Origin of the sequence: Halomonas sp. SS10-MC5 (assembly GCF_015992245.1) — a bacterium.
In the GTDB taxonomy this organism is placed as follows: Bacteria; Pseudomonadota; Gammaproteobacteria; order Pseudomonadales; family Halomonadaceae; genus Halomonas; species Halomonas sulfidoxydans.
Genome location: NZ_CP065435.1, coordinates 3,430,073 through 3,456,018, shown reverse-complemented (window position 1 = coordinate 3,456,018; position 25,946 = coordinate 3,430,073). Strand labels below are relative to the sequence as shown.

Below are 25,946 nucleotides of genomic sequence, written 5' to 3'. Positions count from 1 at the left end.
TCAGCGCCCCGCGCTGGCCGGGCGCCCGGGGGTGACGCCCTGGCCGCGCTGCAGGTTGAAGGTGAGCACCGCCAAGGTGGCGAACAGTGCGGTCAGCCCCAGACACCACAGCAGGGGCTCGAGCGCGAGCCGACCGTAAAGGGCGAAGCGCACCAGCTCCACGCCGTGGGTGAAGGGGTTGTTGGCACACAGCCAGTAGAGCCAGGGCCCGGCCTCCTGCATCTTCCACAGCGGATAGAGCGCCGAGGAGAGGAAGAACAGCGGGAAGATCACGAAGTTCATCACCCCGGCGAAGTTCTCCAACTGGCGCACGGCGTTGGCCAGCACCAGCCCCAGGCTGCCCAGCATCATCGCCACCAGCAGCAAGGCCGGCAGCGCCGTGGCCAGGTCGACGAGCGGGGGGCGAATGCCGTACCACCAGGCGATGGCGAGGAAGGCGTAGACCTGGACCAGCGACACCAGCGAGATCGCCAATACCTTGCACAGCAGCAGGAAGGGGCGCGACAGCGGGCTCATCAAGAGGACCTTCATGCTGCCCATCTCGCGGTCGTAGACCATCGACAGCGAGCCCTGCATGCCGTTGAACAGCAGGATCATGCAGCACAGCCCCGGGGTGATGTAGACCTCGTAGACGATGTAGGTGCCGTAGGGCTCCATGATCGAGATGCCCAGCACGGCGCGGAAGCCGGCGGCAAACACCACCAGCCACAGCAGCGGACGTACCAGGGCACTGAAGAAGCGTGTGCGCTGCTGCACGAAGCGGCGCCACTCGCGGCCGCCGACACCGAGTAAGCAGTACCAGTAGGCGGCAAGCATCAGGGGCGCTCCTCTGCGGCGATCTCATGTGGTGCCGTCAGCCGGCGGAAGGCATCCTGCAGGGTGCGGCTCCCGGTACGCCGGCACAGCGCGCCGGCCTGGCCGGCGGCGACCACGCTGCCGGCGCACAGCATCACGACGTTGTCTTCAGGGGCGATCTCGTCGAGCAGGTGGGTCGTCCACAGCACCGTCATGCCGCGTTCACGGCACAGCGCGCGCACGTGTTCGTTGAGCGCCTGGCGGCTGGCGGCGTCCAGCCCGACGCTGGCCTCGTCGAGCACCAGCAGCGCCGGCTCGTGGAGCAGGGCCCGGGCGATCTCCAGCCGGCGGCGGTGGCCGCCGTTGAGCCGGCGCACCCGCTCGTCGGCGCGCGCCTCGAGCCCCTGGCGGGCCAGCTCGCGGTCGCAGCGCTGGCGCGCCTGGCGCCACCCCAGCCCGTGCAGCGAGGCGTGATAGAGCAGGTTCTGGCGTACGCTGAGGTCGAGATCCAGCGTCGGCTGCTGGAACACCACGCCCAGCTGTCGCCGCACCCGGCGCGGCTCGTGGCGCAGCGAGTGGCCGGCGATGCGGATCTCGCCGACCTGGCTGCGCAGCAGGCCGGTCATCAGCCCGATCAGGGTGCTCTTGCCGGCGCCGTTGGGGCCGAGCAGGGCGTGGAAGCCGCCGCGGCCCAGGGCGAAGCTCACCCCGTCGAGGGCGCAGCGGACGCCGTAGCGGTGCTCGACGTCGTCGACCTCGAGCATCGGCGCGTGGACGGCCTGGACCGAGGCGTTCATGGCGCGACGACCACGCCCCAGGGGTAGCGGCCGACCTCGATGGAACGGGTCACGGCCAGCTGTTCGACGTCGATCACCGAAACGTCCCCGCTGATGCCGTTGGTGGTGAAGAGCAGGCTCTCGTCCTCGTTGAAGGCCAGCTGCCAGACGCGCCGACCCACCAGCAGGTAGTCGAGCACCTCATGGGTCCGGGCATCGACCACCGCGACGTGGTTGGCGGGGCCGAGCGCGACGAAGGCGTAGCGGCCGTCGGAGGTGAGCGCGACCCCCACCGGCTGCACCTTGTCCTGGTTGACGCCGCGGATGGCGAACTCCAGCGTGGCGATCTCTTCCAGCGCTTCCACGTCGATCACGTGGACCGTCCCGCCGATCTCGGCCGAGGCCCAGGCCACCTTGCCGTCGACGCTGAACTCCACGTGGCGGGGGCGCTGGCCGACCACCATGTTCTTCTTGATCGTGAAATCCTCGGTGTCGATCCAGTGCAGCATGCTGGTGGTCTCGCTGGTGTTGACCGCCCAGCGGCCATCGGGGCTGACCGCCATGCCCTCGGGCTCGATGCCGACGTCGATCTGGGCCAGCACCTCCTTGGTCGGCACGTCGACCACGGTGACGATGGCGTCGTCCTCATTGGCGATGAACAGCCAGCGGTCGTTGGGGTGCAGGGCGAACTGCTCGGGATCCTCGCCCGAGGGCAGGGTATCGACGATGCGGCGCGTCGCCAGGTCCATGATCTGCACGGTGTCGTCGTCGCTGGCGCAGATATAGAGCTTGGTGCGGTCCTGGGAGAGCAGGATGCCGCGCGGGCGCTTGCCGACCGGAATGGTCTCGATGACCTCCAGCGATTCGGTACCGATCACCGAGATGCTGTTGTCCTTCTCGTTGGAGACGTAGGCCAGCCCGGCCAGGGCGGGGGAGGCCAGGGTGAGCAGCGTCGTGGCCAGGGCGGTGCGCAGTAGCGGGTTCATCGTCGGGTTCCTTGCGTCAGGGAGGTTGTTGTTGAGCCGCCAATCGGTGGCCGGTGAGGCGATCAGCCATCAGGGCTGGAGGCGACAGTCGCTCTCGGCGGCGTCGTAGCCCAGGGAGTCGAGATCGGTGACCGGGTGCAGAAAGCCTTCGATGGGGGCGGCAATGACCAGCCCTTGGGGATGCACCAGCGGTATCGGTTGACGCAGCTGGCCGTTCCACGGGCGGTAGCCGAGACGGCGGCCCTTGAAGGCGGCCAGCTGGAAGTCCTCGGAGAGGGTGAAATCGCGAATTGCCTCATGGCCGGCGGCGCCGAGTTCGGTGACCGCCGTGCCTATCGAGCGCACGCCCGCCCAGGCGGCGTAGTCCTCCCCGTTCATGTCGCGCCCGGCCAGCTCGCGAAAACGGTTCTGCAGCTGGGCGGCGCCCCAGCTCTCGACCACCCGATGCCAGGCCACCGGGGTCATGCCCTGGGTGCCCACCACGGGGCGCGGCAGCCAGGTGTTGAAGGGCACGTACTCGCCGAAGTCGCCGCGGGTATCGGCGACGACCACGACGTCGTAGTCGTCCGCCTGGGTGAACAGCGGCAGCTCGCGCGATGCCGTACGCCTCAGGTCGGCGTCGAAGGTCCAGGTCTTGTCGGCGACGAGTCGGACGCCGAAGCGTCCGGCCGAGCGCCGGAAGGCATCCGCCCAGGCGCGGTCGGCCTCGGTCGGCCCGGCGATGAGAAAGGCCCGCTGCCAGCGCCGCAGGTTGAGCCACTGGGCCAGGGCGTCGGTGAGCATGGCGTAGCTCGGCTGGGTGTGCAGCACGTGGGGGCGGCAATCGCCGGTGCGCAGCGAGTCCTCCTGGGCCCCGGCGTTGAAGAGCAACGCCCGCCCGGTCGCCGTATCGGCCATGGTCATGAGCGTCTCGGCGGGTACGCGCAGCACGAACAGCGCGATGCCGGCGTCGAGCATCTGCTCGAAGGCCGCGTGCGCCTGCTCCTCGCTTTCGACGACGTGCGACTCCAAGGCATAGCGCTGGTCGAGGAAGCGTCCGCTGGCGTTGTTGTCGTCGACGGCCAGCTCGGCGCCGCGTAGGCCGGCGTCCTCGGGGGCGGGCGTCACGTTCGACAGCACCGGGCCGGTGTCCGGCACCCACTGGACATAGCCGATGCGTACGTCCAGGGCCATGACCGCAGCAGGGAGTGCCAGCCAGCAGAGGCCGAGGATGGTCGCGACTCTCGTGACGTGGATCGACATGAGTCATTCCCCCGGTTGGTGTCGTGTTCATGACCTTAGGCAAGGCAGGGGGAAGGGAGAATCTTTCCATGGTCGCAATGAGGCGGTACCTAAGCACTATACCCTAGGTCTCAGAGGCGGCTGGTTACTACCAAGGAAGTGGTTTTCGCGGCCCAAAGTGCCATTCCTCGCGTGACAACGGCTTCCTAGACTTGGACCAGATTCGCCGAGCTTGACCCGACGAGGCGACGAAAAGCGTTCAACAAATCCAAGCCGGAGGCGACCGAAATGAAAGCCACTAGCCTGCTCAATACCCGCGTTATCAGCACCGGCCTAGCGCTCGGATTTCTCACTCTTTCGGTCGTTGCCATGGGGCACGGCGACGTGACCCCGCAGGAGGTCGATACCGGCGCTCTTCCGACATTGGGCAGCGAGCCGCTCAGCGAGAATCCCTTCCGTCCCGGCAACGAGCATGGTGAATACCATGAAGAAGCCGTCAAGGTCGGGGAGAGCGGCTATGCCGGCAACTGCGCGGTCTGCCACGGCATCCAGGCCCAATCCGGCGGCCTCACCCCCGACCTTCGCGAACTCGAGGAGTGGGACGACGAGTACTTCATCGGACGCGTGCGCAACGGCACCGGCAAGGGCATGCCCTCGTTCAAGGACAATCTCGACCAGAACGCCATCTGGGCGATCAAGACCTACGTCGAATCGGTCAAGGAGTAGGCCGAGGAACGGGCGCCAGGGGGAGGCGTGGCATCTCGTCAATGACGGAGGCGACATGAATGCGATTCGCTGGATGTTCATGCTGGCGCTGACCTTGAGTTCGTTCGTCCAGGCGAGCGACTCGGCCCTCGACCGCCCACCCGAGCGGAGCTACGATGCCGTCATCGAGTCGGGCTACCTCAACGTCGGCCTCTATCGGGATTTTCCGCCCTATTCCTATCTGGAGAACGGCGAGCCCGCGGGCGTCGATGTGGCGATCGGCAAGCGTATCGCCGAGGAATTGGGGGTGGCGTTCCGCGTGCACTGGATCACGCCGGACGAGACCCTGGAAGACGATCTGCGCAATAACGTATGGAAGGGACACTATCTGGCGAAACGGCGTATCGCCGACGTCATGCTACGGGTGCCCTACGACCGCCGGTTTGCCTACATGCGCGATTCCACCGGCGAGGTGGTCAATGACCAGGTGGTGATGTTCGGCCCCTATCAGCAGGAGCGCTGGCAGATCGCCCACGACGCCGACGCGCTCGACTCGGTGACGACGATGGCGGTGTTCCAGTACCACCCCATCGGGGTGGAGATCGATACCCTGCCCGACACCTACCTCAGCTCCGCCTTCGGCGGCGCCCTGCGTGACCGCACGCGGCATTTCCGCGACGTCGCGCGTGCCTTCGAGGCCATGGCCGAGGGTCGCGTGCATGCCGTCATGGGCACCCGCGCCGAGATCGATCATCAACTGGGACGGCACGCCGACCGACCCTTCCAGGCGGCGGACAACGGATTCCCGGGGCTGGTGAAGCAGGGCTGGGATGTCGGCATGGCGGTCAAGCATACCCATCGTGAGCTGGGGCACGTGATCGAGGAGATCATCGATCGCATGGTGCGCGAGGGGGAGGTCGCCGAACTCTTCGCTCGCCACGGCCTGCGCTACAGCCCGCCCGCCTACTACGACGGCATCCTGGCGCCTGACGAAGAGTCGTGACACGAGGCGCGGGCCCTCACTCGTTGCGATGGTCCCATTGTGATGGCCCCCGCGAGGCGGAAATGACACGAACCTTGTCGCCGCAAAGGCACGCAGATGCCGAGTGTCTTCATGCCATAAAAGCCGCAGCTCCGCTGCGGCTTTTTCGTGGGCGCAGGTCTTACTACCAAGGGACGAAGGAAGTCGTCCGAGAGGTTCATTGTTGATCGTTCATGCCCTGCCAAGAATGACGACAGGGTTGGAGAGGCCTCGCGGCCTTCGGCAAAAACGCATGACAAGAGAAGCGAGAATACAACCATGACATATCGCTCGATCAGCACACGCTTTACCCTTGGCAGCCTGGCGCTGGCCGTCTCCCTTGGCGCCCAGGCGGTGACCGACGAGGACATCCTCAACGACCACGCTACCGTCGACGACGTGGTGACCTACGGCATGGGGTTGCAGGGCCAGCGCTACAGCGGCCTCGAGATCCTCAACAGCGAGAACGTCCAATCGCTGCAGCCGGTCTGGGCCTTCTCCTTCGGCGGCGAGAAGATGCGCGGCCAGGAGTCCCAGCCCATCGTCAAGGATGGCGTCATGTACGTCACGGCCTCCTACTCGCGCGCCTACGCGATCGACGCCCGCACCGGCGAGGAGATCTGGCAGTACGACGCACGCCTGCCCGACGGCATCATGCCCTGCTGCGACGTGGTCAATCGCGGCGGCGCGCTGTACGACGACCTGTTCATCTTCGGCACCCTGGACGCCAAGCTCGTCGCCCTGAACAAGGACACCGGCAAGGTCGTATGGGTCAAGCAGGTCGCCGACTACCAGGAAGGCTACTCGATCACCGCGGCGCCGATCGTCATCAACGGCAAGCTGATCACCGGCGTCTCCGGGGGCGAATTCGGCATCGTCGGCAAGGTCGAGGCCTACGATCCCCGCACCGGCGACCTGCTGTGGACACGACCGACCGTGGAAGGCCACATGGGCTACGTCTACCGTGACGGCGAAGCCGTCGAGAACGGCATCTCGGGGGGCGAGGCGGGGCTGACCTGGCCCGGCGACATGTGGGAGACCGGCGGGGCCGCCACCTGGCTGGGCGGCACCTACGACCCCGACACCGACACCCTGTTCTTCGGCACCGGCAACCCGGCCCCCTGGAACTCGCACCTGCGCCCCGGCGACAATCTGTTCTCCTCGTCGCGCCTGGCGATCGATCCCAACGACGGCAGCATCAAGTGGCACTTCCAGACCACGCCCAACGACGGCTGGGACTACGACGGTGTCAACGAGCTGGTCTCGTTCGACTACGAGCAGAATGGCGAGCTGGTCAGGGCAGCGGCCACTGCCGACCGTAACGGCTTCTTCTACGTGCTCGACCGCACCGACGGTAGCTTTATTCGAGGCTTCCCCTTCGTCGACGAGATCTCCTGGGCCGAAGGGCTCGACGACCAGGGGCGACCCATCTACACCGAGGGCGGGCGACCGGGCGATCCGGCCGCCACCGAGGACGACAAGGGCGAGCCGGTGCTCGCGCGCCCAGCGTTCCTCGGCGGCAAGAACTGGATGCCGATGGCCTACAACCAGGGCACCGGCCTGTTCTACGTACCTTCCAACGAGTGGGCCATGGACATCTGGAACGAGCCGGTCTCCTACAAGCGTGGCGCGGCCTATCTCGGCGCCGGCTTCACCATCAAGCCGGCCAACGAGGAGTTCATCGGCGTCCTGCGGGCGATCGATCCGAGCACCGGCGAGGAGGTCTGGCGCCACGAGAACCGCGCGCCGCTGTGGGGCGGGGTGATGACGACCGCCGGCAACCTGGTGTTCACCGGCACGCCCGAAGGCTACCTGAAGGCGTTCGATGCCCGCACCGGCGAGGAGCTGTATCGCTTCAACACCGGCTCGGGCGTGGTCGGCACGCCAATCACATGGGAGATGGACGGCGAGCAGTACGTTTCCGTCGCCTCGGGCTGGGGCGGAGCGGTGCCGCTGTGGGGCGGCGAGGTGGCCAAGGTGGTCAAGAACTTCAACCAGGGCGGCATGCTGTGGACCTTCAAGCTGCCGAACGGAGAGGCAGCGCTGTAACGCAACGGTCTGCCGGGCGCCGGGCGGGCCCGGCAGACTACGACCAAAGACCCTCCCTAATGCCCCCCAAGGGAGTATGAGGTACTCCCCCCAGGGTTATCTAAACTGCGAACTGAGGCCGGGCGGCGCCACCTCGAGAGGCCGGCGCACCGGACCAGGAAAGCAAGGGGACCCCATGTAGGACAGAGTATCCGGTGACCGCGAAGCCGCCAGCATCGCCGCCTTCCGCCACCTCGGAGCAACGACAACGCAACCCAGGAGCATGCATCATGATCTATGCCAATCCCGGTCAGCCCGGTTCCGTCATCACCTTCGAACCGCGCTATGGCAACTACATCGGCGGTGAGTTCGTGCCGCCGGTACGCGGTCAGTACTTCGACAACGTCAGCCCGGTCAACGGCGAGGCGTTCTGCGAGATCCCCCGCTCCACCGCCGAGGACATCGAGAAGGCGCTGGATGCCGCCCATGCCGCCGCCCCCGCCTGGGGCCGCACCTCCGCCACCGAGCGCAGCAATATCCTGCTCAAGATCGCCGATCGCATCGAGCAGAACCTCGAGATGTTGGCCGTGGCCGAAACCTGGGACAACGGCAAGGCGGTGCGCGAGACCCTCAACGCCGACCTGCCGCTGGCCGTCGACCACTTCCGTTACTTCGCCGGCTGCATCCGCGCCCAGGAGGGTACTGCGGCCGACATCGACGCCAATACCGTCTCCTATCACTTCCACGAGCCGCTGGGCGTGGTGGGGCAGATCATTCCGTGGAACTTCCCGCTGCTGATGGCGGTGTGGAAACTGGCCCCGGCGCTGGCCGCCGGCAACTGCGTGGTGCTCAAGCCCGCCGAGCAGACCCCGGCCTCGGTACTCGAGCTGATGAAGCTGATCGGCGACCTGCTGCCGCCGGGCGTGGTCAACGTGGTCAACGGCTACGGCGCCGAGGCGGGCCAGGCGCTGGCCACCAGCAAGCGCATCGCCAAGATCGCCTTCACCGGCTCCACGCCGGTGGGCGCGCACATCCTCAAGTGCGCCGCCGACAACATCATTCCCTCCACCGTGGAGCTGGGCGGCAAGTCGCCGAACATCTACTTCGCCGACATCATGGACGCCGAGCCGGCCTTCATCGAGAAGGCCGCCGAGGGCCTGGTGCTGGCCTTCTTCAACCAGGGCGAGGTGTGCACCTGCCCGTCGCGGGCGCTGATCCAGGAGAGCATCTACGACGCCTTCATGGCCAAGGTCATGGAGCGGGTGCAGAAGATCAAGCGCGGCAACCCGCTGGACACCGACGTCCAGGTCGGCGCCCAGGCCTCCCAGGAGCAGTTCGACAAGATCATGTCCTACATGGACATCGCCCGCGAGGAGGGCGCCGAGTTCCTCACCGGCGGCGACAAGGAGAGCTTCGACCCGGCCTACGACAAGGGCTACTACATCCAGCCGACGCTGCTCAAGGGCAACAACAAGATGCGCGTGTTCCAGGAGGAGATCTTCGGTCCGGTGGTGGCGGTGACCACCTTCAAGGACGAGGCCGAGGCGCTGGCCATCGCCAACGACACCGAGTTCGGCCTCGGCGCCGGCGTCTGGAGCCGCGACATCAACGTCGCCTTCCGCATGGGGCGCGGCATCCAGGCCGGCCGCGTGTGGACCAACTGCTACCACCAGTACCCGGCGCACGCCGCCTTCGGTGGCTACAAGAAGTCCGGCGTCGGCCGCGAGACCCACAAGGTGGCGCTCGAGCACTACCAGCAGACCAAGAACCTGCTGGTGAGCTACGACATCAACCCGCTCGGCTTCTTCTGAGCCGCCTGCCGCCCGGCCGGGCCGGGCGGTAACCTCCTTCTCGGCCGGACCCGTCAGGCCCGGCCGCAGGACAGAATGCTCTCTCGTTGCCGATCACTGGCGACTTTCAGGCGCGACCCGGGTCGCGCTCTTTTTTTTGTCCAGGCCCAGGACCCTGGCTTCGTGGCGTCGACGCTGGTGCAGATCCCAGCCGACGGCGCCGGCCAGCACCACGAAGCCGCTCAGCTCCTGTGCCATGGAGTAGTCGACGAACAGGGCATGGAGGATGAGCAGCGAGCCGATAACGCCCACCAAGGTTGGCCAGGGCACGCGATGCCGGCGCATGCCGACGGCCACGCTGGCCAGGGCGAGCAGCGCCAGGGTGGCAATGGCGCCGGCCCAGAGCCCGTCGTCGAGCGTCAGGTGAACACCCAGCAGCGGCAGCAGGGCAACCAGTGCCAGGGTGCCGTAACAGCTCAACAGGGCCAGCAGGTAGGCCAGCATGCCGAGCAGGCCGCGGCGATACCACAGCCGCAGCCAGCGGCGCGGATCGAGGCGACAACCCCAGCGCTGAATCCAGGCGGGCTTCGCGGCGCCTCGGCGCATGGCGAGTTCGACCGAGTGGGCGCCGAAGCCGGCGGCGACCTCGCGTGTCTGGGCGCTGGGGCTCAGGGCGAAGTAGTCGTGGCTGCCGACGACGCGCACCTCCTCGAAGCCGGCTTCCTCGAACAGGGCCAGCAACTCCTCCTTCACCGTGGCGCCCACCACGCACTCGACCCACAGGCGCGGATCCTCGTGGCAGTCGACCGACACCGGGCGGTGGATGACCACGTCGGCCAGCTGCACGCGCCCGTGGGGCTTGAGCACGCGAAACATCTCGGCCACGGCGCGGCGCTTGTCCGGTACCAGGTTGAGGGCGCCGTTGCTGGTGATACTGTCGATGCTGGCATCGGGTAGCGGTAACTGCTCGGCGGAGCCCTGCACCACGCCGAGGCGGTCGATGGCGTGGCGTTCGCTGGCCTGCTGCAGCCGGCGCGTCATGGCCGCGGTGAGGTCCAGCGCGATGACCCGCCCCTGGGGGCCGGCCAGCTGGCGCGCGATCAGCGCATCGCCGCCGGCCCCGGCGCCGATGTCGAGCACCCGATCGCCAGGACGGATGGCCCCGGCGCGGAACGGGTAGCCGACGCCGGCGAAGGCCTCACGCACCTCGGCCGGCAGCTGAGCGAGCCGCTCGGGGGGATAGCCCAGGCGGCGGCTGGCCTCCGCGCCGACCGGGAAGTGGAAGGGCGAGGCGGGGGCATCCGCCACGGCGGTGTACATCTGCTGCACTGCCGCCAGGATCTGCGGGCGGGAATAGCCGAGTATGGCCACCATGAGGCGTTCTCCTCACGGGTCAGCGGGTAGTGTCGGACTCGTCGAAGCGGTCGAGCAAAGTCCGTATGCGCTGGTGCAGCCGAGGCGGGGCCTTCGCCGTGCCGGTGGCCGTCACCCTGGCCCGTAGTCGTCGTTCGAATTCGGCGCGCGTGAAGCAGTCGCGGCAGCGGTGGAGGTGCCGTTCGACGTCGGTTGCCTCCTGAGGGTCGAGCTCCCGGTCGAGATAGTCGAAGAGGCGCTCGATGACCTCCTCGCAGCTCATGGCCTTCGACTTCATCGCTGCGCTCCTCCCTCTCCCGGGCCGAGCGTCATGCCCGCCTCCCTGGCCTGCTCCCAGAGCGTCTTCTGCAGCTGCGAGCGCGCCCGGCTCAGTCGCGAGCGCACGGTACCCAAGGGGATGCCGAGCAGGTTCGCCACTTCCTCATACGTATAGCCCTGCACCTCGACCAGCACAATCGTCACCCGGTAGGCGTCGGGGAGGGCGTCCAGCGCCCGTTCCAGGTCCTCCTGCAGCAGGCCGTTGAAGAACTGCTCCTCGAGGCTGCCCCACCACAGCAGGAAAGGCTGGTGCAGCTGCTGGAACAGCGCGAAGCTGGCGCTGTCCAGCTCGGCGGGCTCGGCGGCATCGCTGTCGGCCGCCTGCGGGTGGCAGCGTCGCCGGCGCCATTCGCTGACGAAGGTGTTGCTGAGGATGTGGAACAGCCAGCCTTCGAAGTGCTGGGGGGCGCGCAGCTGGTCGAGCTGCGTCCAGGCCTTGGTCACCGCCTCGGCCACCACATCCTCGGCGTCGGCGGGGTGGCGGGTGAGCCGCAGTGCCGTGCCGTAGAGGCGGTCCATCAGCGGCGCCAGGCGCTGCTCGAACCACTCCCGCCGGCTGGCGGTTTCGTCGAAACGCATGGTGGCCCCCGTGGCGTTCCGGTATCGAGCGCGTGGTTGCGACCGTGGATGGTCAAGGAGTGAACCTGCCAGCGACATGGCGACACCTCTTCGAGCATGGTCCGCTCGCCCTCGCTGGGCAAGTAATCGGACATGGGTAGGGACGCAGCAGCTACCGTTTCGGTTCCCACTCCTTCTCGGGTCATGCGATGGGCAGCCCCGCCGCTTTCCACTCCGGATACCCTTCCTCGAAGCGTCGGACTCGATAGCCGAGTTGACGCAGGCGCTGTACGGCCTCGTGCGACAGGGCGCAATAGGGGCCACGGCAATAGGCAACGAACTCCCTGTCCTTGGGCAGCTTGCCCAGCATGTCTTCCAACTGCTCCAGTGGGATATTGATCGCCTCGGGCAGGTGGCCAGCTTCGTACTCCTCCTCGGGGCGCACATCCAGCAGTGTCACCTCGCCGCTGGCAAGCCCTGCCAGCAACTCGTCCCGGCCGACCGCCTCCAGTGCGCCATCGGCGTCATCCTCCGCGAACAGCCGACTGACCAGACGCTCCATCTCGGCCAGGTTGGTCTCGGCCACCTGCCTGAGCAGGCCCAGCAGATTGACGATTCGCTCATCGGTCAGGCGGTAGATCATCTGCTTGCCGGAGCGCTGGGCCGTGACGAGCCCCGCCCGACGCAGATGCTGCAGGTGCTGGGAGGCATTGCCGATCGTCAGATCGGTGGTATTGGCCAAGGTTTCGACCGCGGCGTCACCCTGGGCCAGGCGCTCCAGCAACGCCAGGCGGTGCCCATTACCCAGGGCGCGTGCGACCTGGGCCAGCGTATCGAGAAGGTCCTGTTGCGAGGTCATGGGTCTCTCCGAGGGCGTCAGCAGAACAGCGAACACTTGACAGATTTAGATATCTCTATCCATCATTCTATCAATTCATTGAATGATAGCAAGGAGAAGCCATGAAGACGCTCATCATCGTCAACGACCCCCCCTACGGCACCGAACGTCTCTACAACGGCCTGCGCCTGGCCCATGCGCTGCTGAAGCGCGAAGGCGACGTCACCGTCTTCCTGATGGGAGATGCCGTGTCCGGAGCCAAGGCGGGACAGAAGACCCCGGATGGCTTCTACAACGCCGAGCGCATGGTCAAGCGGGTCACCACCAAGGGACGCGTGCTGCTGTGTGGCACCTGCATGGATGCCCGCGGGCTTACCGACGAGGAGGTAGTGGAGGGCGCCGAGCGCAGCACCATGGATGCCTTGGCGGAAGCCACCGAGCAGGCCGACAAGGTGCTGGTGTTCTAGCCCCAACCAAACGATCTCAATCTCCTTCGTGATGGCCGGCGGCGTGGCCGCCGCCTTCCTCGGCCCCTGGAACGCCAGCGCCGCCACCGGCCTCATCGCCGGCGTGCTCTCCGGTGGGCCTTATCTGGTGATCGCCCGTTTCGGCGCGCAACGCATCCTGATCGACGGGGCGACGCTGCTCATCGGCACGGTACTGGTCGCCAATCTCGGCTCCAGCCTGGCGCACTTCTGGGTGGCACTGGTGTTGCTGGGCGTGGGCTGGAACTTCCCGTTCGTGGGTGGCAGCGCCATGCTCGCCACGGTTCATGGCGAGGCCGGGCGGGGCAAGGTGCAGGGCATCAACGACCTGATCATCTTCACGCTGGTGACCATCGGCTCGCTGATGGCCGGGCAACTGTTTCACCACCTGGGACCCCCGTCTATCTGAATCATAACGCCACCACCCCGGTGGCGCCTGAGGTGGTCGACGATATTCACCGGGAACCCTTTTGCCTGGTGCCGCGTCCTGGCGCACACGGCACCGCTCGGTGTCGTCGTGAGCAGCCAAGAGGAGCAAGACAATGACAATCACGGCAAAGCCGGCCAGCGCCGGAGTGGACAAGCAGGAGCTCGAGGCGCGGGTCAAGGCGATGTATCGCGAGGTGGCCGAAGCGCCACACGGAGAGTTCCACTTCGAGATGGGGCGTGCCCTGGCCGAGCGGCTGGGCTACGACCCCCATGCCCTCGACCGCATCCCCGCCGCCGCCATCGACTCCTTCGCCGGGGTCGGCCATTTCCTCGACCTGGCCGCCATACAACCCGGCGAGACGGTACTCGACCTGGGCAGCGGCTCCGGCATGGACAGCCTGCTGGCCGCCCTGGCGACGGGGCCCGGCGGGCAGGTGCTGGGGCTCGACATGACCGCGGCCCAGCGTGACAAGGCCGAGCGGCTGGCCCGCGAGGCCGGCTTCGGCCAGGTCACCTTCCACGACGGCTATATCGAGGCGCCGCCGTTTGCCGACGGCAGCGTCGACGTGGTGATCAGCAACGGCGTGATCAACCTCTCCGCCGACAAGCCGCGGGTCTTCGCCGAGGCGGCGCGGGTGCTGCGCTCCGGAGGCCGCCTGGCGCTGGCCGACATCGTCACCGAGAGGCCGCTGCCGGAGAGCGTCTCCTGCAATGCCACACTATGGGCCGCCTGCATCGGCGGGGCGCTGCAGCAGGACGCCTATCGTGCGGCCATCGAGGCGAGCGGCCTCGTCATCGAGGCCTGGCGCGAACACCCCGAGTACCGCTTCCTGACCGATTCGGCCCAGGGCGCCAGCGCCAGCTACGGGGTCAAGAGCATTTCGCTGCTGGCGGTCAAACGCTGAGCCAAGTGGCCCCCATGACAGAGGAGTGACGCGACATGAAAACCATCACACCGATCGCACTGGCCTTCGGGCTGGCGGCGGCCCTGCCCGTCGGTGCCGCCTTCGCCCAGGACGATGCCCTGCCGGCGGGATTCGAGACCTCGCCGGTATTGAAGACGACCGCTACTCGTGACGGCGATGCCATCGCCTGGCCCGACGGGACGCCGGAGATCGTCTCCGTGGTCGGCACCATCGAGCCTGGCGGGCGAACGCCGCTGCATCAGCATCCGGTGCCCGTCTACGTCTACGTGCTCGAAGGCGAGGTGGAGCTGCGCACCGAGGGCGGCGACCCGCAGGTCTACGGCACGGGGGAAGCCTATGTCGAGGCGCTCAACCGCGATCACCAGCTGTTCAACGTAACCGACAGCGACGCCAGGGTCCTGGTGGTGTTCGCCGGGGCACAGGGCCAGCCCACCACGGTGACCAGCGAGTAACCCGCCGGCAATGGCTGTCGCGGGGTCGAGGCGGCCTCGCGACAGCCGCAACGTCACGCCAATGCGTCGGAGCGCTGCCCGTCGGGTGTGGCGAAGCCCCCTTGCGGTAGCGGGACAGCACGCTAGCATGGCCGGAAACCCCACACGAGGAGCCCGACCATGTGGCACCAGCAGGAACTGCGCCTGGCGCCGCGCCCGCGCGGCTTTCATCTGATCACCGACGAGGTGAGTTCGGCCGTTAGCGGACTGCGTGACCTGAGCGTGGGGCTGCTGCACCTGCACCTGTTGCACACCTCGGCCTCGCTGACGCTCAACGAGAACGACGACCCCGACGTGCGCCACGACCTCGATGCCTTCCTGCGCGAGCTCATCCCGGGGGACCTGCCCTATTTCCGCCACACCCTGGAGGGACCGGACGACATGCCGGCGCACGTCTGCGCCAGCCTGCTCGGCACCCAGCTCACCCTGGCGGTGCGCAACGGCCGCCTGGCGCTGGGTACCTGGCAGGGCATCTGGCTCGGCGAGCACCGCGATCACGGCGGGGCGCGGCGGCTGATCGCCACGCTGCAGGGCGAGTAGCGCGTTTCATTCGGCCGGCACGGCCAGCCAGCGCTCGGCCAGACGTCGGGCGCGCTCCGGCTGGCGCACGGCGGCCAGCCGACCGGCCTGACGCCTGACCCCGGCGCGCCTGAGCTTCATCACCATGCGCGCCGGCATGCCGACGAAGATCAGCCCCACCTGACGCGCGCGCAGCTCCTCGACCAGCGCCTGCAGGGCGACGATAGCGGTGGCGTCCAGGCTCGGCACGTCGCGCATGTCGAGCATCACCACGCGCACCTCGGGGTCGACCACCCGCAGCGACGACACGGCCTTCTCCGCGGCGCCGAAGAACAGCGGGCCGTTGACGTCGTAGAGCGCCACCTGGCGCGGCAGGTCGCGGCTCTCCTCGTCACGGTCGGGTTCGAGGCGGCGGGCGTGGGTCAGGTGGGCCATGCGGCGGATGAACAGCGCCGCGGCGAGGCCGATGCCCACCGCCACCGCCAATACCATGTCGAATACCACCGTGAGCAGGAAGCAGATCACCAGGATCGCCACGTCGCTGCCCGGCGCGCTCCTGAGGGTATGCACGAAGTGGCGTGCCTCGCTCATGTTCCAGGCGATGACGAACAGCAGCGCGGCGAGCGCCGCCATCGGCACCCGGGCGAGCACGCCGGCCAGCGCCACCACCGCCAGCAGTACGACCAGCGCATGGACGACCGCGGCCAGTGGCGAGACCGCCCCGCTGCGGATGTTGGTGGCCGTGCGCGCCAGCGCCGCGGTGGCGGTGATGCCGCCGAAGAAGGGCGCGGCGAGGTTGCCCAGACCCTGGCCGATCAGCTCGGCGTTGGGGTCGTGGCGGGTGCGGGTCAGGCCGTCTGCCACCACCGCGCAGAGCAGCGATTCGATGGCCGCCAGCATGGCGATGGCCAGCGCCGGGCCGAGCAGCTCGCGGACCAGGGCGAAATCCACCGTGAGCGGCGTACCGTCCGGCCCCGGCAGGCGCCAGGGCAGCACCAGGCCGGGGGCGAAGGGCGGGATGCCGCTGCCGGCCTGGCCTTGGTGCTCCCAGCTGAAGCGTGAGGCGATGGTCTCGATCTCCACGCCCAGCGGTGCCACGGCGAGCGCCGCCAGCGTGCCCACCGCCAGGCCGACCAGCGGCGCCGGCACCGGCAGCTTCAAGCGCGGCCACAGGATCAGTGCCGCCAGCGTGAGCAGCCCGATGCCGAGTTCGGCCGGGTCCAGCGAGGAAGCGGCGTGAGCGATGGCGGCCAGGTTGTGCAGCGTGCTGTCGCCGAGCGCGACGTCATCGAGCCCGAGGAAGTCGGGCAGCTGCAGCAGGGCGATCACCACGGCGATACCGGCGGTGAAACCGAGCACCACCGGGTAGGGCACGAACTGTATCAGGTTGCCCAGCCGCGCCAGCCCCAGCGCCACCAGGATCGCGCCCGCCATCAGCGTGGCGAGCAGCAGCCCGCCGAGACCGTGGCTGGCGACGATGGGAAACAGGATCACCACGAAGGCGGCGGTGGGGCCGGAGATGTTGTATCGCGAGCCGCCGGTCAGCGCGATGATGGCGCCCGCCACGATGGCGGTGTACAGGCCATGCTGCGGCGGTACACCGGTGGCGATGGCCAGCGCCATGGAGAGCGGCACGGCGACGATGCCGAGGGTCAGGCCGGCGAGCAGGTCGCGCTTGAGCTCGGTCAGGCCGTAGCCTTGGCGCCAGGCGGCAAGGATGGCGCTACCGGGCAGCGGGGGCCGGTAGCGGGTGGAGCGTCGTGAGCGGGCCATGGCGGTACCGAACGTGAGCAAGGTAACGGTAACGTTACTCCTGCATATTGCGCCGCCACAAGCCGGCCAAGGTCGATGCCGCATCAAAAACGGCGGCACCCCGAAGGATGCCGCCGTGGCGAGGGAGGGAAAGCCCGATCAGGCCGGGGTGGCGTCGAGCGGCGGCTCGCCCACCGCGCCCGGCATGGCCTGCACGTTGCCGCCCTGGCCGGTCAGGGCCAGGAAGTGCAGATGGCGTTCATACTCCGAGAGCACGTCGGCGATCACCTGGCCGCGGGTGTAGCCGTTGAGGTCCTTCTCCTGGCCGCCCTCGGCCAGATAGACGTCGAGCCGTACGTAGTAGTCATCGTCCGCGGGCAGGAAGCTCGGCGTGCGCATGCGGTGCGGGCATACCTGGTAGACGAAGCTCGCGGCATTCTCGAGATCGACCTGCAGCGTCAGGCAGGGTAGCGACTCTCCCTCCAACGGCTCCTCGGTCACGTTGGCCTCCTGGCCGCGGCTCTCGAGCTCTTGAGCGAACTGCGTCAGCGCCGGGCGGATGGCATGCTCGATGGTGGCGGCGGCGCCGGCACGATTGGAGACATCGAGGGCCCGATCGAGACGCTCGCGCCAGTCGCCGCCCGGGGCGGTGCCGGCGATGCGACGGCGCGCCTCGGCCTTGCTGCCCTCCAGCTTCAGCGCCTTGTACATGCCGAGCATGATGGCGAAGATCACCAGCGAGAAGGGCAGGGCGGTGATCACCACGGCACTCTGCAGCGCCGCCAGTCCGCCGGCCATCAGCAGCGCCACGGTGATCAGACCGATCACCGCCGACCAGAAGATGCGCAGCTTGATCGGTGCGTCATGGTTCACGTCGGACAGGATCGAGGTGAAGTTCGCCAGCACCAGCGCGCCGGAATCCGCCGAGGTGACGAAGAACACGATCCCCAGCACGGTAACCACGGCGGCGGTGAGACCGACCCAGGGATAGTACTCGAGCAGCGTGTACATGGTGGTCTGCGGCGTATTCAGCGCCTGTTCACCGAGTTCGGCAACGCCCTGGTTGGCCACCAGCTCGATGCCGCTGTTACCGAACACCGACATCCACACCATCATGAAGGCCAGCGGGATGAACAGCGCGCCGGCGACGAACTGGCGAATGGTACGCCCACGCGAGATGCGCGCCAGGAACAGGCCGACGAACGGCGTCCAGGCGATCCACCAGCCCCAGAAGAAGATCGTCCACCACATCTTCCACTCGTTGGCGTCGTCGCCGGCGAAGGCGTAGGTGTCGAAGCTCTTGGCGATGAAGCTCGTGAAGTAGTCGCCGGCATTGTTCACCGCCATGTCGAGCAGCCGCAGGGTATGGCCCTGGAACAGCACGAACAGCAGCAGGGCCAGCGCCAGCAGCATGTTGAACTCCGACAGCCGGCGAATGCCCTTCTCCACGCCGCTGACCACCGAGATGGTGGCAAGCACGACCACCAGCACGATCAGGATCACCTGCACCGAGAGGCTCTCGGGCACGTCGAACATGTAGTTGAGCCCGTAGTTGAGCTGCATCACGCCGATGCCGAGGCTGGTGGCGATACCGAAAACGGTGGAGATCACCGCGGTGATGTCCACGGCGTTGCCGATGGGTCCGTGGATGCGCTTGCCCAGCAGCGGGTAGAGCGCGCTGCGGATGGCCAACGGCAGGCGATGGCGGTAGCTGAAGTAGGCCAGGGCCATGCCCATCAGCACGTAGAGCCCCCAGCCGGAGAGCCCCCAGTGCATGAAGGTCTGCACCACGGCGTAGCGCATCGCCTCCTGGCTCTCGGGGGCGAGGTCGGGCGGCGCCAGGTAGTGCGCCACCGGCTCGGCGACGCTGAAGAACAGCAGGTCGATGCCAATGCCGGCGGCGAACAGCATCGCCGCCCACGACAGCGTCGAGAACTCCGGCCGGGAATGATCCGGCCCCAGCCGGATCCGGCCGAAGCGGGACAGGCCGATGGCGACGACGAAGACGAGGTAGGCCAGTACCGCCAGCATGTAGTACCAGCCGAAGGTCTCGCTGACCCAGGCCAGGCCGGCGTCGAAGAAGTTGCCGGCTTGCTCGGTGAAGGTCATGGTGAGCACGAGAAAGACCAGGATCCCGGCCACCGAGCCGTGGAACACCACGGGATTGAGCCGGTCGCGCCGTTCGTTCAGGGGTAGGTTTCGCGCCATGGAGGCGACTCCTTTTCGAGGTGAATGAAACCTTCCCGCCGATTCCCTGCCGAGACGCGCTGAGGATTGTTCCTCACAATCGAAAGCACGCCTGAAGAATGCCCAATGTTACAGACCTGAGGTCGCCTTCGTGGCCATGGGCCGGGACGCCGCTCGTGGCGGGGAAGGGGTCAGGGCTGACGACTCCGGCGGGAAGCCGTTCCTTGTTTTTTTGAATGAACGTTCAAATAAAATACGCACTTTCTCCTTCGCCTTCAACTTTGCGTTAACAGATTCGGCAGCAGCGTTAATTGAACATAGGAAGCCGCGCTTGCGACTTCGCTTACCCCAGCTATACCTGATGTAACCGAATGCGTATTAGGGAAGCCGGGCGCATGCTGTGCCAGCATCGGCATGGAGGCTTCGGGATGACTGCACGGCCGGCCCGTGCCGGCCCTGGCAGCCAGGAGTACAACGACAACCGCTTCCGGAGTAACTGATGGCTCAAGACAAGAATGCGCCCGCGGCCCAGGCCGACGGGCAAACCGCCAGCGACACCCCTTCCGCCGCCAGCAACGCCGCCGGCACCTCGCGTCGACGCTTCCTCACCGGCTCGGCCGCCGCCGTGGGGGCAGGGGCCGCCGCCGCGGTGGGCTTCCCCAGCATTGCCGTGGCCCAGACCACCACGCTGCGCTTCCAGAGCACCTGGCCCAACCAGGATATCTTCCACGAGTTCGCCTCCGACTACGTGCGTATCGTCAACGAGATGTCGGGAGGGCGGCTGCGCCTGAACCTGCTGCCGGCCGGCGCCGTGGTGGGCGCGCTGCAGCTGCAGGACGCGGTGATTTCCGGCGCGCTCGACGGCGGGCACGGGGTCTGCGCCTACTGGTACGGCAAGCACAAGGCCTATTCGCTGTTCGGCACGCCGCCGCCCTTCGGTTGGGATGCCAACCAGTTCCTCGCCTGGTACTGGACCGGCGGCGGCATGGAGCTCTACACGGAGCTGCTCGAGATGCTCGAGCTTCCCCTGGTCGGCTATCTCACCGGCCCGATGCCGACCCAGGCGCTGGGCTGGTTCAAGGAGCCGATTGCCAGCGCCGACGACCTGCGCGGGCTCAAATACCGCACCGTGGGACTGGCCGCCGACCTGATGCGCGAATTCGGTGCGGCGGTGACCATCATGGGCGGCGGCGACATCGTGCCGGCGATGGACCGTGGCCTGCTCGACGGTGCCGAGTTCAACAACCCCTCCTCGGATCGCCTGCTCGGCTTCCCCGACGTCAGCAAGACCTGGATGCTGCGCAGCTATCACCAGGACTGCGAATCCTTCGAGATCATCTTCAACAAGACCAAGCACGACAGCCTGCCCGAGGAGTTCCAGGCCATCCTGCAGTACGCCGCCAAGGCCGCTTCGTCGGAGATGTACTGGAAGGCCATGGAGCGCTATCCGAAGGACCTCCAGGCCATGCGCGAGCAGCAGGGGGTGCAGACCTACATCACCCCCGACTCGGTGCTTCAGGCGCAGCTCGAAGCGTGGAACACGGTGATCGAGAACGAATCGCAGGACCCCTTCTTCAAGAAGGTCATCGATCATCAGCGCGAGTACTGCGAGCGCGTGGTCGGCTGGCACCTCGAGGGCACGGCACCCAAGGAACCGGCCTACCGGCACTTCTTCGGCAAGGAGCCGACCGACACCTCCACCATCCTGTGAGTCGCCGGGCCTGCCGGGCTTGCCGGGCCCGGCACCCTGCTCCCCCGGCGCCGGATGCTGCCGGGATCCATGTTCCGCGCCGCATCGCCCTGGTGGGCGATGCGGCGCGGTGAGAGGTGACCATGCGCTTCATCTTCTTCATCGACCATCTCAGCACCTGGGTCGGCAAGACCTTTGCCTGGGCGATTCTGCTGCTGACCTTCGTGGTGAGCTACGAAGTCTTCATGCGCTACGCCCTGGGCGCACCGACCGCCTGGGCCTACGACACCAGCTACATGCTGTACGGCACGCTGTTCATGATGAGCGGGGCCTATGCGCTGGCCCACAACGCCCACGTCCGCGCCGACGTGGTGTCGCGCTACTTCTCGCCGCGCTGGCAGGCGGGGGTCGAGCTGGCGCTCTACCTGCTGTTCTTCTACCCCGGCATCCTGGCGCTGGTATGGAGCGGCTGGGATTTCTTCCACGCTTCCTTCCGCCAGAACGAGCACAGCTCCTTCACCCCGGGCGGACCGCCCATCTGGCCCTACAAGTTCGTCATCCCCGCCTGCGCCACTTTCCTGGCGATCCAGGGCATGGCGGAGGTGACGCGCTGCTTCCTGTGCCTTCGGCACGGCAAGTGGCCGCGGCGCCTGGAGGACGTCGAGGAGATCGAGATCCCGTTGAACAAGGAGGCCGAGATCAAGGCCGCCCAGCATGAATCGGGAGACAAGCAGCCATGAGCGAACCGGAAATCGGAATCCTGATGCTGGGCATGCTGGTCATCCTGATCATGCTCGGCTTCCCCATCGCCTTCACGCTGATCGCCATGGGCATCGGCTTCGGCTACTTCGCCATCGGCGACATCATCTTCCCGCTGCTGGTGCAGCGCGCCTACGGCGTCATGTCCAACGACGTGCTGATCGCCGTGCCGCTGTTCCTGTTCATGGGCTACATGGTGGAACGGGCCAACATCCTCGACCGCCTGTTCGCCAGCCTGCAGCTCGCCGCACGCGGCATGCCGGCCTCGCTGGCGGTGGCCAGCCTGATCACCTGCGCGCTGTTCGCCACCGCCACCGGCATCGTCGGCGCGGTGGTGACGCTGATGGGGCTGCTGGCACTGCCGGCGATGCTCAACGCCGGCTACGACAAGCGCCTGTCGAGCGGGGTGATCTGTGCCGGGGGGTGTCTGGGGATCCTGATTCCGCCGAGCATCATGCTGATCCTCTACGGGGCGATGGCGGGGGTCTCGGTGGTGCGCCTGTATGCCGCGGCGCTGATACCGGGGTTGCTATTGGCGGGGCTTTATATCCTCTACGTGATGGGACGAGCGATGGTCAATCCCAAGGTGGCGCCCAAGCTGCCGCCGGAGAGTCTCGACGTGCCACTCAAGGAAGTCTACTGGGGGCTTCTCACCTCGTTCGTGCCCTTGTTCGTGCTGATCATGGCGGTGCTCGGGGCGATTCTCTTCGGCCTGGCCACGCCCCACGAGGCGGCCGGCATCGGTGCCCTGGGGGCCATGGTGCTGGCGGCGGCCTATCGTCAGCTCACCTTCGCCAGGCTGCGCGAGGCGGTCTTCCTCACCGCGCGCACCAGCGCCATGGTGTGCTGGCTGTTCGTCGGCTCGTGGATCTTCTCCTCGGTGTTCTCGCTCCTCGATGGCCATACCCTGATCGAACACTGGATCGGCGGGCTGTCGCTGACCCCGCTGCAGTTCCTGCTGCTGGCGCAGCTGCTGATCTTCCTGCTCGGCTGGCCGTTGGAGTGGACCGAGATCATCATCATCTTCGTGCCGATCTTCCTGCCGCTGCTGAACATGTTCGGCATCGACCCGCTGTTCTTCGGCGTGCTGGTGGCGCTCAACATCCAGACCTCGTTCCTCACGCCGCCCATGGCGATGTCGGCCTTCTATCTCAAGGGCATAGCGCCCAAGGGCATCCAACTGGGCGACATCTTCATCGGCATCGCCCCGTTCCTGCTGATGGTGTTCGTGGCCATGCTCATCCTCTACCTGGTGCCGGGCATCGTATTCTGGCTGCCGGGCGTGCTCTATAACTGAGACAGACAGGCAAGAGGCGGCAAAACGCATCGGGCCCGGCGCAAGCCGGGCCCGATGGCGTTACGAAGCATCGCGTAGCGATCAGCCGTGGCGGTGCGCGCCGTGATGCCCACCATGGCCCTTGCGATGGCGGGGCTGCATGAAGGCCTCGAGCGCGGCGATCTGCTCCTCGCTGAGCACCTCTCCCAGCGCCTCGCGATGCTGGTCGCGCAGGGCCTGCCACGCCTCGCGGCGCTCCTCGCGGGAGTCGAACTGCTGGTCGCGAAGTTCCCGCACGTCGTCATACAGCGATTCGCGCAGCTCGGTGAGGCGCTCGCGCTCCTCGTCGGAGAGCGCCCAGCTGTCGACCAGGGTGGTCAGGCGTTGCTGCATGTCCTGATGACGCTCGCCGTGCATCTCGCGACGCATCTCCTGCCTGGCCTCGCGCAGGGCGTCGCGCTGCTCCTCGTCGAGAATCTCGTCCATGCGCTCGCGGTGCCGTTCGTGCAGCTCGCGCATGGCTTGCCGGTGCTCGTCATGAGCCTCTTCCAGGGCGCGGCGGGTCTCCTCGTCGAGACCGGCGCGCTCGAACAGGGCCTGGCGGCGCTCCTCGAAGCGCTCCTGTTGCTGTTCGCTCCAGCCGCCATCGCCCTTGCCGGGGAAGCCGACGGCCGCCAGCGACAGGGGCGCGATGGCCACGGCGAGCAGGGCGGGGATCAGCAGCTTGCGGGACACGTTACGGGGCATCTCGGTCACTCCTTCGGGTTGGGATGCTGGCAGTATCGTAGGGCGCTGTGCAACCAACTTGCAGCAAATATGCAACGAGCAAGGGTTCGGATATCGATGTGCGACAAACGAGTCTCTCACTCTTCAGGCTGATACTTGTAGCCCACCCCATAGACCGAGCGGATGATCTCGCGCTCGGGCCAGACGTCGGCGATCTTGCGCCGCAGCTTCTTGACGTGGCTGTCGACGGTACGCTCGGAGACGATGCGGTGGTCGCGGTACATGCGATCCATCAGCTGGTCGCGGGTGAAGATGCGCCCCGGGGCCTGCATCATCACCTTGAGCAACTGGTACTCCACCGCGGTGAGGCCGAGGTCCTGGCCGTTAGCCAGCGCCCGCCAGCCCTCGTCGTCGAGCTCGAGCTGGCTGCCGGTGATCGAGGCCGGATCGCGCAGCGCCTGGCTGCGGCGTAGCACCGCCTTGACCCGGGCGACAACCTCGCGCGGGCTGAACGGCTTGCAGATGTAGTCGTCGGCGCCGAGCTCGAGGCCCAGCAGACGGTCCACTTCCTCGACTCGCGCCGTCAGCATGATGATCGCCACCCCGGGCCAGCGCTGTCGAATCTCGCGGCACAGGGTGAGGCCGTCGATGCCGGGCAGCATCAGGTCGAGCAGCACCAGCGACGGCAACTGTTCGTCGGCGTGCTGCTTCTGCAGCCAGGGCAATACCTGGTCGCCATGGTCGATGTGCCGGGTGGCGAAGCCGCTGCCCTCGAGATAATCGGCGACCAGGCGTGCGATCTTGGGCTCGTCCTCGACAATCAGCAGGGTGTCACGCGGGGCGTCGGCGTCGTGCATGGGCGTCCTTCCTCAACGGGTCCGTTCTTCGACATCCAAGGTGGGGAACTCGAGGGTCCAGCATAACCCACCCAGCGGGGAGGGGGAGGCCTGCATGGTGCCGCCGTGGCTCTTGACCAGGGCACTGGCAATGGAGAGCCCCAGGCCGCTGCCGCCGCTGGCCCGGCTGCGCGAGCCCTCGACCCGGTAGAGCCGCTCGGTGAGCCGGCCCAGCGCGGCCTCGGGTACCCCCGGCGAGCTGTCCTGCCAGATCACCCGCACCCGGTCCGGCACCTGGTCCAGGCGAACCTCGAGCAGCCCCGGCGAGGTGGTATAGGCGCAGCTGTTGTCGAGCAGGTTGGTCCACAGCTGGCGCAATCGACGCGCATCGCCACGGATCCAGGCCGGGCCCTCGATCGTGGTGGTGACGGCCATGCCGCAGTCGTCGAGCCAGCCGCTGGCTTCCTCGAGGCGCGAGGCGAGGCTCGCCGCCAGGTCGAGCGGGGCAAGCTGTACTTCGAGGGCGCCGGCATCGCTCTGGGAGAGCAGGCGCAGGTCGGTCACCAGTCGCTCGAGCTGCCCCACCTCCTGCGACAGCGAACGCAGGTTATCCTGGTCGAGCGGGCGAATGCCGTCCTGCATGGCTTCGATCTCGCCGCGCAGCACCGCCAGCGGCGTGCGCAGCTCGTGGGCGATGTCGGAGACCCAGCGGCTGCGCGCTTCGCGGCTGGCCTCGAGGGTTGCCGCCAGCCTGTTGAAGTCGCGCGCCAGGCGCGAGAGCTCGTCGCGGCCGCGCTCCGGCAGCCGTGCGCTGTAGTCGCCCTCGATCAGGCGCCGGGTCGCCAGGGCCATGCTGCGGGTGCGCCGTCCCAGCCACCAGGCCAGGCCGCCGGCCAGCAGCAGCGAGGCCAGGCCCAGGGCGGCGATGATGATGCCCAGGTTGCGCTGTTGGCGGGACAGGAAGATGCGATCCATGCGCGCCATCAACTGCTCCGGCGGGCGATAGCCCAGGGTGCCGACCCGCTGGCCCTGGTACTCGATGGGTAGCCATTTCAGCTCGGCGGCCATCTCGCGGTCGTCCGGGGGCAGGCCGATCACCGGCAGCCCATCGGCATCGTGCAGCACGAAGTCGCGGGCATCGCCCAGGCGACGCTCGATGCCGTGGGGCGGACGCTCGCCGGGCCACAGCTGCTGGCGGACCAGGCGCTCCCAGGCCGGCGGCGAGTTACGCAGCCACTGCCAGCCGTCGCGGCGCGCCCACTCCTGCCCCAGGCCTTCGGCCAGGGTCTCGGCGCGGTTGGCCTGGGTGGTCTCGAGGTACTCGAGGAAACCGCGATCGAGGCTGCGCGACACCGCCAGGAACACCAGCCCGGCGATCAGCACGTTGACCGACAGGATGATGACGAACAGCTTGACGCCCAGGTGAGAAAAGGGCGGGCGAGGCAGGCGTGGCCTCATCG

General features: G+C 67.4%; 25 protein-coding genes. 12 read left to right on the top strand and 13 right to left on the bottom strand.

Features of this window, described 5'->3' with window-relative positions:
- The 4 genes from I4484_RS16040 to I4484_RS16025 all read right to left on the bottom strand — a co-directional run bounded on the left by I4484_RS16040 (window position 1) and on the right by I4484_RS16025 (window position 3,799).
- A complete protein-coding gene (locus I4484_RS16040) occupies window positions 1-816 on the bottom strand; it encodes an ABC transporter permease (RefSeq protein WP_197448235.1) in 816 nt (271 codons plus the stop codon).
- Entirely contained in the window at window positions 816-1,592 is a 777-nt protein-coding gene (locus I4484_RS16035; protein WP_234283726.1) for an ABC transporter ATP-binding protein, read from the bottom strand. Before I4484_RS16035 ends, I4484_RS16040 begins: the two co-directional genes overlap by 1 nt.
- Window positions 1,589-2,557 (bottom strand): YVTN family beta-propeller repeat protein, encoded by a 969-nt coding sequence (locus tag I4484_RS16030; RefSeq protein WP_197448234.1) that lies wholly within the window; start codon window positions 2,555-2,557, stop codon window positions 1,589-1,591. The genes I4484_RS16035 and I4484_RS16030 overlap by 4 nt, the downstream gene beginning before the upstream one ends.
- Before the next feature lie 69 nt (window positions 2,558-2,626).
- On the bottom strand, window positions 2,627-3,799 hold the full coding sequence (locus I4484_RS16025) for an ABC transporter substrate-binding protein (protein WP_197448233.1): 1,173 nt from the start codon (window positions 3,797-3,799) through the stop codon (window positions 2,627-2,629).
- 267 nt (window positions 3,800-4,066) lie between these two features.
- Here I4484_RS16025 and pedF point away from each other — a divergent pair, with 267 nt between their 5' ends.
- The 4 genes from pedF (at window position 4,067) to I4484_RS16005 (ending at window position 9,343) form a co-directional block, all read left to right on the top strand.
- Complete coding sequence (gene pedF / locus I4484_RS16020; protein WP_197448232.1) at window positions 4,067-4,504, top strand: cytochrome c-550 PedF; 438 nt, start codon at window positions 4,067-4,069, stop codon at window positions 4,502-4,504.
- 55 nt (window positions 4,505-4,559) lie between these two features.
- Entirely contained in the window at window positions 4,560-5,486 is a 927-nt protein-coding gene (locus I4484_RS16015; protein WP_234283727.1) for an ABC transporter substrate-binding protein, read from the top strand.
- 297 nt (window positions 5,487-5,783) lie between these two features.
- Window positions 5,784-7,553 carry a PQQ-dependent methanol/ethanol family dehydrogenase gene (locus tag I4484_RS16010; RefSeq protein WP_197448231.1) on the top strand — a complete coding sequence of 590 codons (1,770 nt, stop codon included), beginning with the start codon at window positions 5,784-5,786 and terminating at the stop codon, window positions 7,551-7,553.
- Window positions 7,554-7,822: 269 nt separating this feature from the next.
- The gene (locus I4484_RS16005) at window positions 7,823-9,343 is read left to right on the top strand and encodes an aldehyde dehydrogenase family protein (RefSeq protein ID WP_197448230.1); all 1,521 of its coding nucleotides are present in this window, start codon (window positions 7,823-7,825) and stop codon (window positions 9,341-9,343) included.
- Window positions 9,344-9,436: 93 nt separating this feature from the next.
- On the opposite strand, the gene I4484_RS16000 is transcribed toward I4484_RS16005, so the two are convergent.
- From I4484_RS16000 to I4484_RS15985, 4 genes are all read right to left on the bottom strand, one after another.
- Window positions 9,437-10,696, bottom strand: coding sequence for a MerC family mercury resistance protein (locus I4484_RS16000; protein WP_197448229.1), 1,260 nt, complete (start codon window positions 10,694-10,696; stop codon window positions 9,437-9,439).
- Window positions 10,697-10,715: 19 nt separating this feature from the next.
- Window positions 10,716-10,973 carry an anti-sigma factor gene (locus I4484_RS15995; protein ID WP_197448228.1) on the bottom strand — a complete coding sequence of 86 codons (258 nt, stop codon included), beginning with the start codon at window positions 10,971-10,973 and terminating at the stop codon, window positions 10,716-10,718.
- Window positions 10,970-11,593 carry a sigma-70 family RNA polymerase sigma factor gene (locus tag I4484_RS15990; protein WP_197448227.1) on the bottom strand — a complete coding sequence of 208 codons (624 nt, stop codon included), beginning with the start codon at window positions 11,591-11,593 and terminating at the stop codon, window positions 10,970-10,972. Before I4484_RS15990 ends, I4484_RS15995 begins: the two co-directional genes overlap by 4 nt.
- Before the next feature lie 181 nt (window positions 11,594-11,774).
- Window positions 11,775-12,431: a metalloregulator ArsR/SmtB family transcription factor gene (locus I4484_RS15985; protein WP_197448226.1), complete on the bottom strand. Its 657-nt coding sequence runs from the start codon at window positions 12,429-12,431 to the stop codon at window positions 11,775-11,777.
- A 101-nt stretch (window positions 12,432-12,532) separates the two neighbouring features.
- On the opposite strand from I4484_RS15985, the gene I4484_RS15980 reads away from it, so the two are divergent.
- The 5 genes from I4484_RS15980 (at window position 12,533) to I4484_RS15960 (ending at window position 15,281) form a co-directional block, all read left to right on the top strand.
- On the top strand, window positions 12,533-12,877 hold the full coding sequence (locus tag I4484_RS15980; protein ID WP_197448225.1) for a DsrE/DsrF/TusD sulfur relay family protein: 345 nt from the start codon (window positions 12,533-12,535) through the stop codon (window positions 12,875-12,877).
- A 28-nt stretch (window positions 12,878-12,905) separates the two neighbouring features.
- Window positions 12,906-13,304 carry a hypothetical protein gene (locus I4484_RS15975; protein ID WP_197448224.1) on the top strand — a complete coding sequence of 133 codons (399 nt, stop codon included), beginning with the start codon at window positions 12,906-12,908 and terminating at the stop codon, window positions 13,302-13,304.
- Between the two features lie 133 nt (window positions 13,305-13,437).
- The gene (locus I4484_RS15970; RefSeq protein ID WP_197448223.1) at window positions 13,438-14,229 is read left to right on the top strand and encodes a methyltransferase domain-containing protein; all 792 of its coding nucleotides are present in this window, start codon (window positions 13,438-13,440) and stop codon (window positions 14,227-14,229) included.
- Window positions 14,230-14,264: 35 nt separating this feature from the next.
- Window positions 14,265-14,702: a cupin domain-containing protein gene (locus tag I4484_RS15965; RefSeq protein ID WP_197448222.1), complete on the top strand. Its 438-nt coding sequence runs from the start codon at window positions 14,265-14,267 to the stop codon at window positions 14,700-14,702.
- A 159-nt stretch (window positions 14,703-14,861) separates the two neighbouring features.
- Window positions 14,862-15,281, top strand: a complete 420-nt coding sequence (locus I4484_RS15960; protein WP_197448221.1) for a secondary thiamine-phosphate synthase enzyme YjbQ — start codon at window positions 14,862-14,864, stop codon at window positions 15,279-15,281.
- Between the two features lie 6 nt (window positions 15,282-15,287).
- Here the strand turns inward: I4484_RS15960 and dauA are convergent, their stop codons facing one another.
- Together dauA and betT are read right to left on the bottom strand one after the other, a co-directional pair.
- Window positions 15,288-17,033, bottom strand: a complete 1,746-nt coding sequence (dauA, locus tag I4484_RS15955; RefSeq protein ID WP_197448220.1) for a C4-dicarboxylic acid transporter DauA — start codon at window positions 17,031-17,033, stop codon at window positions 15,288-15,290.
- A gap of 138 nt (window positions 17,034-17,171) precedes the next feature.
- Window positions 17,172-19,220 (bottom strand): choline BCCT transporter BetT, encoded by a 2,049-nt coding sequence (gene betT, locus I4484_RS15950; protein WP_197448219.1) that lies wholly within the window; start codon window positions 19,218-19,220, stop codon window positions 17,172-17,174.
- Between the two features lie 478 nt (window positions 19,221-19,698).
- Between betT and I4484_RS15945 the strand changes: the two genes are divergently transcribed.
- The 3 genes from I4484_RS15945 (at window position 19,699) to I4484_RS15935 (ending at window position 22,945) form a co-directional block, all read left to right on the top strand.
- Complete coding sequence (locus I4484_RS15945; protein ID WP_197448218.1) at window positions 19,699-20,910, top strand: TRAP transporter substrate-binding protein; 1,212 nt, start codon at window positions 19,699-19,701, stop codon at window positions 20,908-20,910.
- A 122-nt stretch (window positions 20,911-21,032) separates the two neighbouring features.
- Window positions 21,033-21,629, top strand: coding sequence for a TRAP transporter small permease subunit (locus I4484_RS15940; RefSeq protein ID WP_234283728.1), 597 nt, complete (start codon window positions 21,033-21,035; stop codon window positions 21,627-21,629).
- Window positions 21,626-22,945 (top strand): TRAP transporter large permease subunit, encoded by a 1,320-nt coding sequence (locus I4484_RS15935; RefSeq protein WP_197448216.1) that lies wholly within the window; start codon window positions 21,626-21,628, stop codon window positions 22,943-22,945. The genes I4484_RS15940 and I4484_RS15935 overlap by 4 nt, the downstream gene beginning before the upstream one ends.
- A gap of 81 nt (window positions 22,946-23,026) precedes the next feature.
- On the opposite strand, the gene I4484_RS15930 is transcribed toward I4484_RS15935, so the two are convergent.
- The 3 genes from I4484_RS15930 to I4484_RS15920 all read right to left on the bottom strand — a co-directional run bounded on the left by I4484_RS15930 (window position 23,027) and on the right by I4484_RS15920 (window position 25,944).
- Window positions 23,027-23,671, bottom strand: coding sequence for a hypothetical protein (locus tag I4484_RS15930; RefSeq protein WP_197448215.1), 645 nt, complete (start codon window positions 23,669-23,671; stop codon window positions 23,027-23,029).
- Window positions 23,672-23,787: 116 nt separating this feature from the next.
- Window positions 23,788-24,507: a response regulator gene (locus tag I4484_RS15925; protein WP_197448214.1), complete on the bottom strand. Its 720-nt coding sequence runs from the start codon at window positions 24,505-24,507 to the stop codon at window positions 23,788-23,790.
- A gap of 12 nt (window positions 24,508-24,519) precedes the next feature.
- Window positions 24,520-25,944, bottom strand: coding sequence for an ATP-binding protein (locus I4484_RS15920; RefSeq protein ID WP_197448213.1), 1,425 nt, complete (start codon window positions 25,942-25,944; stop codon window positions 24,520-24,522).
- Between the last annotated feature and the right edge of the window lie 2 nt (window positions 25,945-25,946).

What these genes read in the sequence shown, in the direction of transcription:
- I4484_RS16040 (WP_197448235.1), bottom strand. Translation starts at nt 816, where the DNA reads ATGCTTGCCGCCTACTGGTACTGCTTACTCGGTGTCGGCGGCCGCGAG.
- I4484_RS16035 (WP_234283726.1), bottom strand. Translation starts at nt 1,592, where the DNA reads ATGAACGCCTCGGTCCAGGCCGTCCACGCGCCGATGCTCGAGGTCGAC.
- I4484_RS16030 (WP_197448234.1), bottom strand. Translation starts at nt 2,557, where the DNA reads ATGAACCCGCTACTGCGCACCGCCCTGGCCACGACGCTGCTCACCCTG.
- I4484_RS16025 (WP_197448233.1), bottom strand. Translation starts at nt 3,799, where the DNA reads ATGTCGATCCACGTCACGAGAGTCGCGACCATCCTCGGCCTCTGCTGG.
- pedF (WP_197448232.1), top strand. Translation starts at nt 4,067, where the DNA reads ATGAAAGCCACTAGCCTGCTCAATACCCGCGTTATCAGCACCGGCCTA.
- I4484_RS16015 (WP_234283727.1), top strand. Translation starts at nt 4,560, where the DNA reads ATGAATGCGATTCGCTGGATGTTCATGCTGGCGCTGACCTTGAGTTCG.
- I4484_RS16010 (WP_197448231.1), top strand. Translation starts at nt 5,784, where the DNA reads ATGACATATCGCTCGATCAGCACACGCTTTACCCTTGGCAGCCTGGCG.
- I4484_RS16005 (WP_197448230.1), top strand. Translation starts at nt 7,823, where the DNA reads ATGATCTATGCCAATCCCGGTCAGCCCGGTTCCGTCATCACCTTCGAA.
- I4484_RS16000 (WP_197448229.1), bottom strand. Translation starts at nt 10,696, where the DNA reads ATGGTGGCCATACTCGGCTATTCCCGCCCGCAGATCCTGGCGGCAGTG.
- I4484_RS15995 (WP_197448228.1), bottom strand. Translation starts at nt 10,973, where the DNA reads ATGAAGTCGAAGGCCATGAGCTGCGAGGAGGTCATCGAGCGCCTCTTC.
- I4484_RS15990 (WP_197448227.1), bottom strand. Translation starts at nt 11,593, where the DNA reads ATGCGTTTCGACGAAACCGCCAGCCGGCGGGAGTGGTTCGAGCAGCGC.
- I4484_RS15985 (WP_197448226.1), bottom strand. Translation starts at nt 12,431, where the DNA reads ATGACCTCGCAACAGGACCTTCTCGATACGCTGGCCCAGGTCGCACGC.
- I4484_RS15980 (WP_197448225.1), top strand. Translation starts at nt 12,533, where the DNA reads ATGAAGACGCTCATCATCGTCAACGACCCCCCCTACGGCACCGAACGT.
- I4484_RS15970 (WP_197448223.1), top strand. Translation starts at nt 13,438, where the DNA reads ATGACAATCACGGCAAAGCCGGCCAGCGCCGGAGTGGACAAGCAGGAG.
- I4484_RS15965 (WP_197448222.1), top strand. Translation starts at nt 14,265, where the DNA reads ATGAAAACCATCACACCGATCGCACTGGCCTTCGGGCTGGCGGCGGCC.
- I4484_RS15960 (WP_197448221.1), top strand. Translation starts at nt 14,862, where the DNA reads ATGTGGCACCAGCAGGAACTGCGCCTGGCGCCGCGCCCGCGCGGCTTT.
- dauA (WP_197448220.1), bottom strand. Translation starts at nt 17,033, where the DNA reads ATGGCCCGCTCACGACGCTCCACCCGCTACCGGCCCCCGCTGCCCGGT.
- betT (WP_197448219.1), bottom strand. Translation starts at nt 19,220, where the DNA reads ATGGCGCGAAACCTACCCCTGAACGAACGGCGCGACCGGCTCAATCCC.
- I4484_RS15945 (WP_197448218.1), top strand. Translation starts at nt 19,699, where the DNA reads ATGGCTCAAGACAAGAATGCGCCCGCGGCCCAGGCCGACGGGCAAACC.
- I4484_RS15940 (WP_234283728.1), top strand. Translation starts at nt 21,033, where the DNA reads ATGCGCTTCATCTTCTTCATCGACCATCTCAGCACCTGGGTCGGCAAG.
- I4484_RS15935 (WP_197448216.1), top strand. Translation starts at nt 21,626, where the DNA reads ATGAGCGAACCGGAAATCGGAATCCTGATGCTGGGCATGCTGGTCATC.
- I4484_RS15930 (WP_197448215.1), bottom strand. Translation starts at nt 23,671, where the DNA reads ATGCCCCGTAACGTGTCCCGCAAGCTGCTGATCCCCGCCCTGCTCGCC.
- I4484_RS15925 (WP_197448214.1), bottom strand. Translation starts at nt 24,507, where the DNA reads ATGCACGACGCCGACGCCCCGCGTGACACCCTGCTGATTGTCGAGGAC.
- I4484_RS15920 (WP_197448213.1), bottom strand. Translation starts at nt 25,944, where the DNA reads ATGAGGCCACGCCTGCCTCGCCCGCCCTTTTCTCACCTGGGCGTCAAG.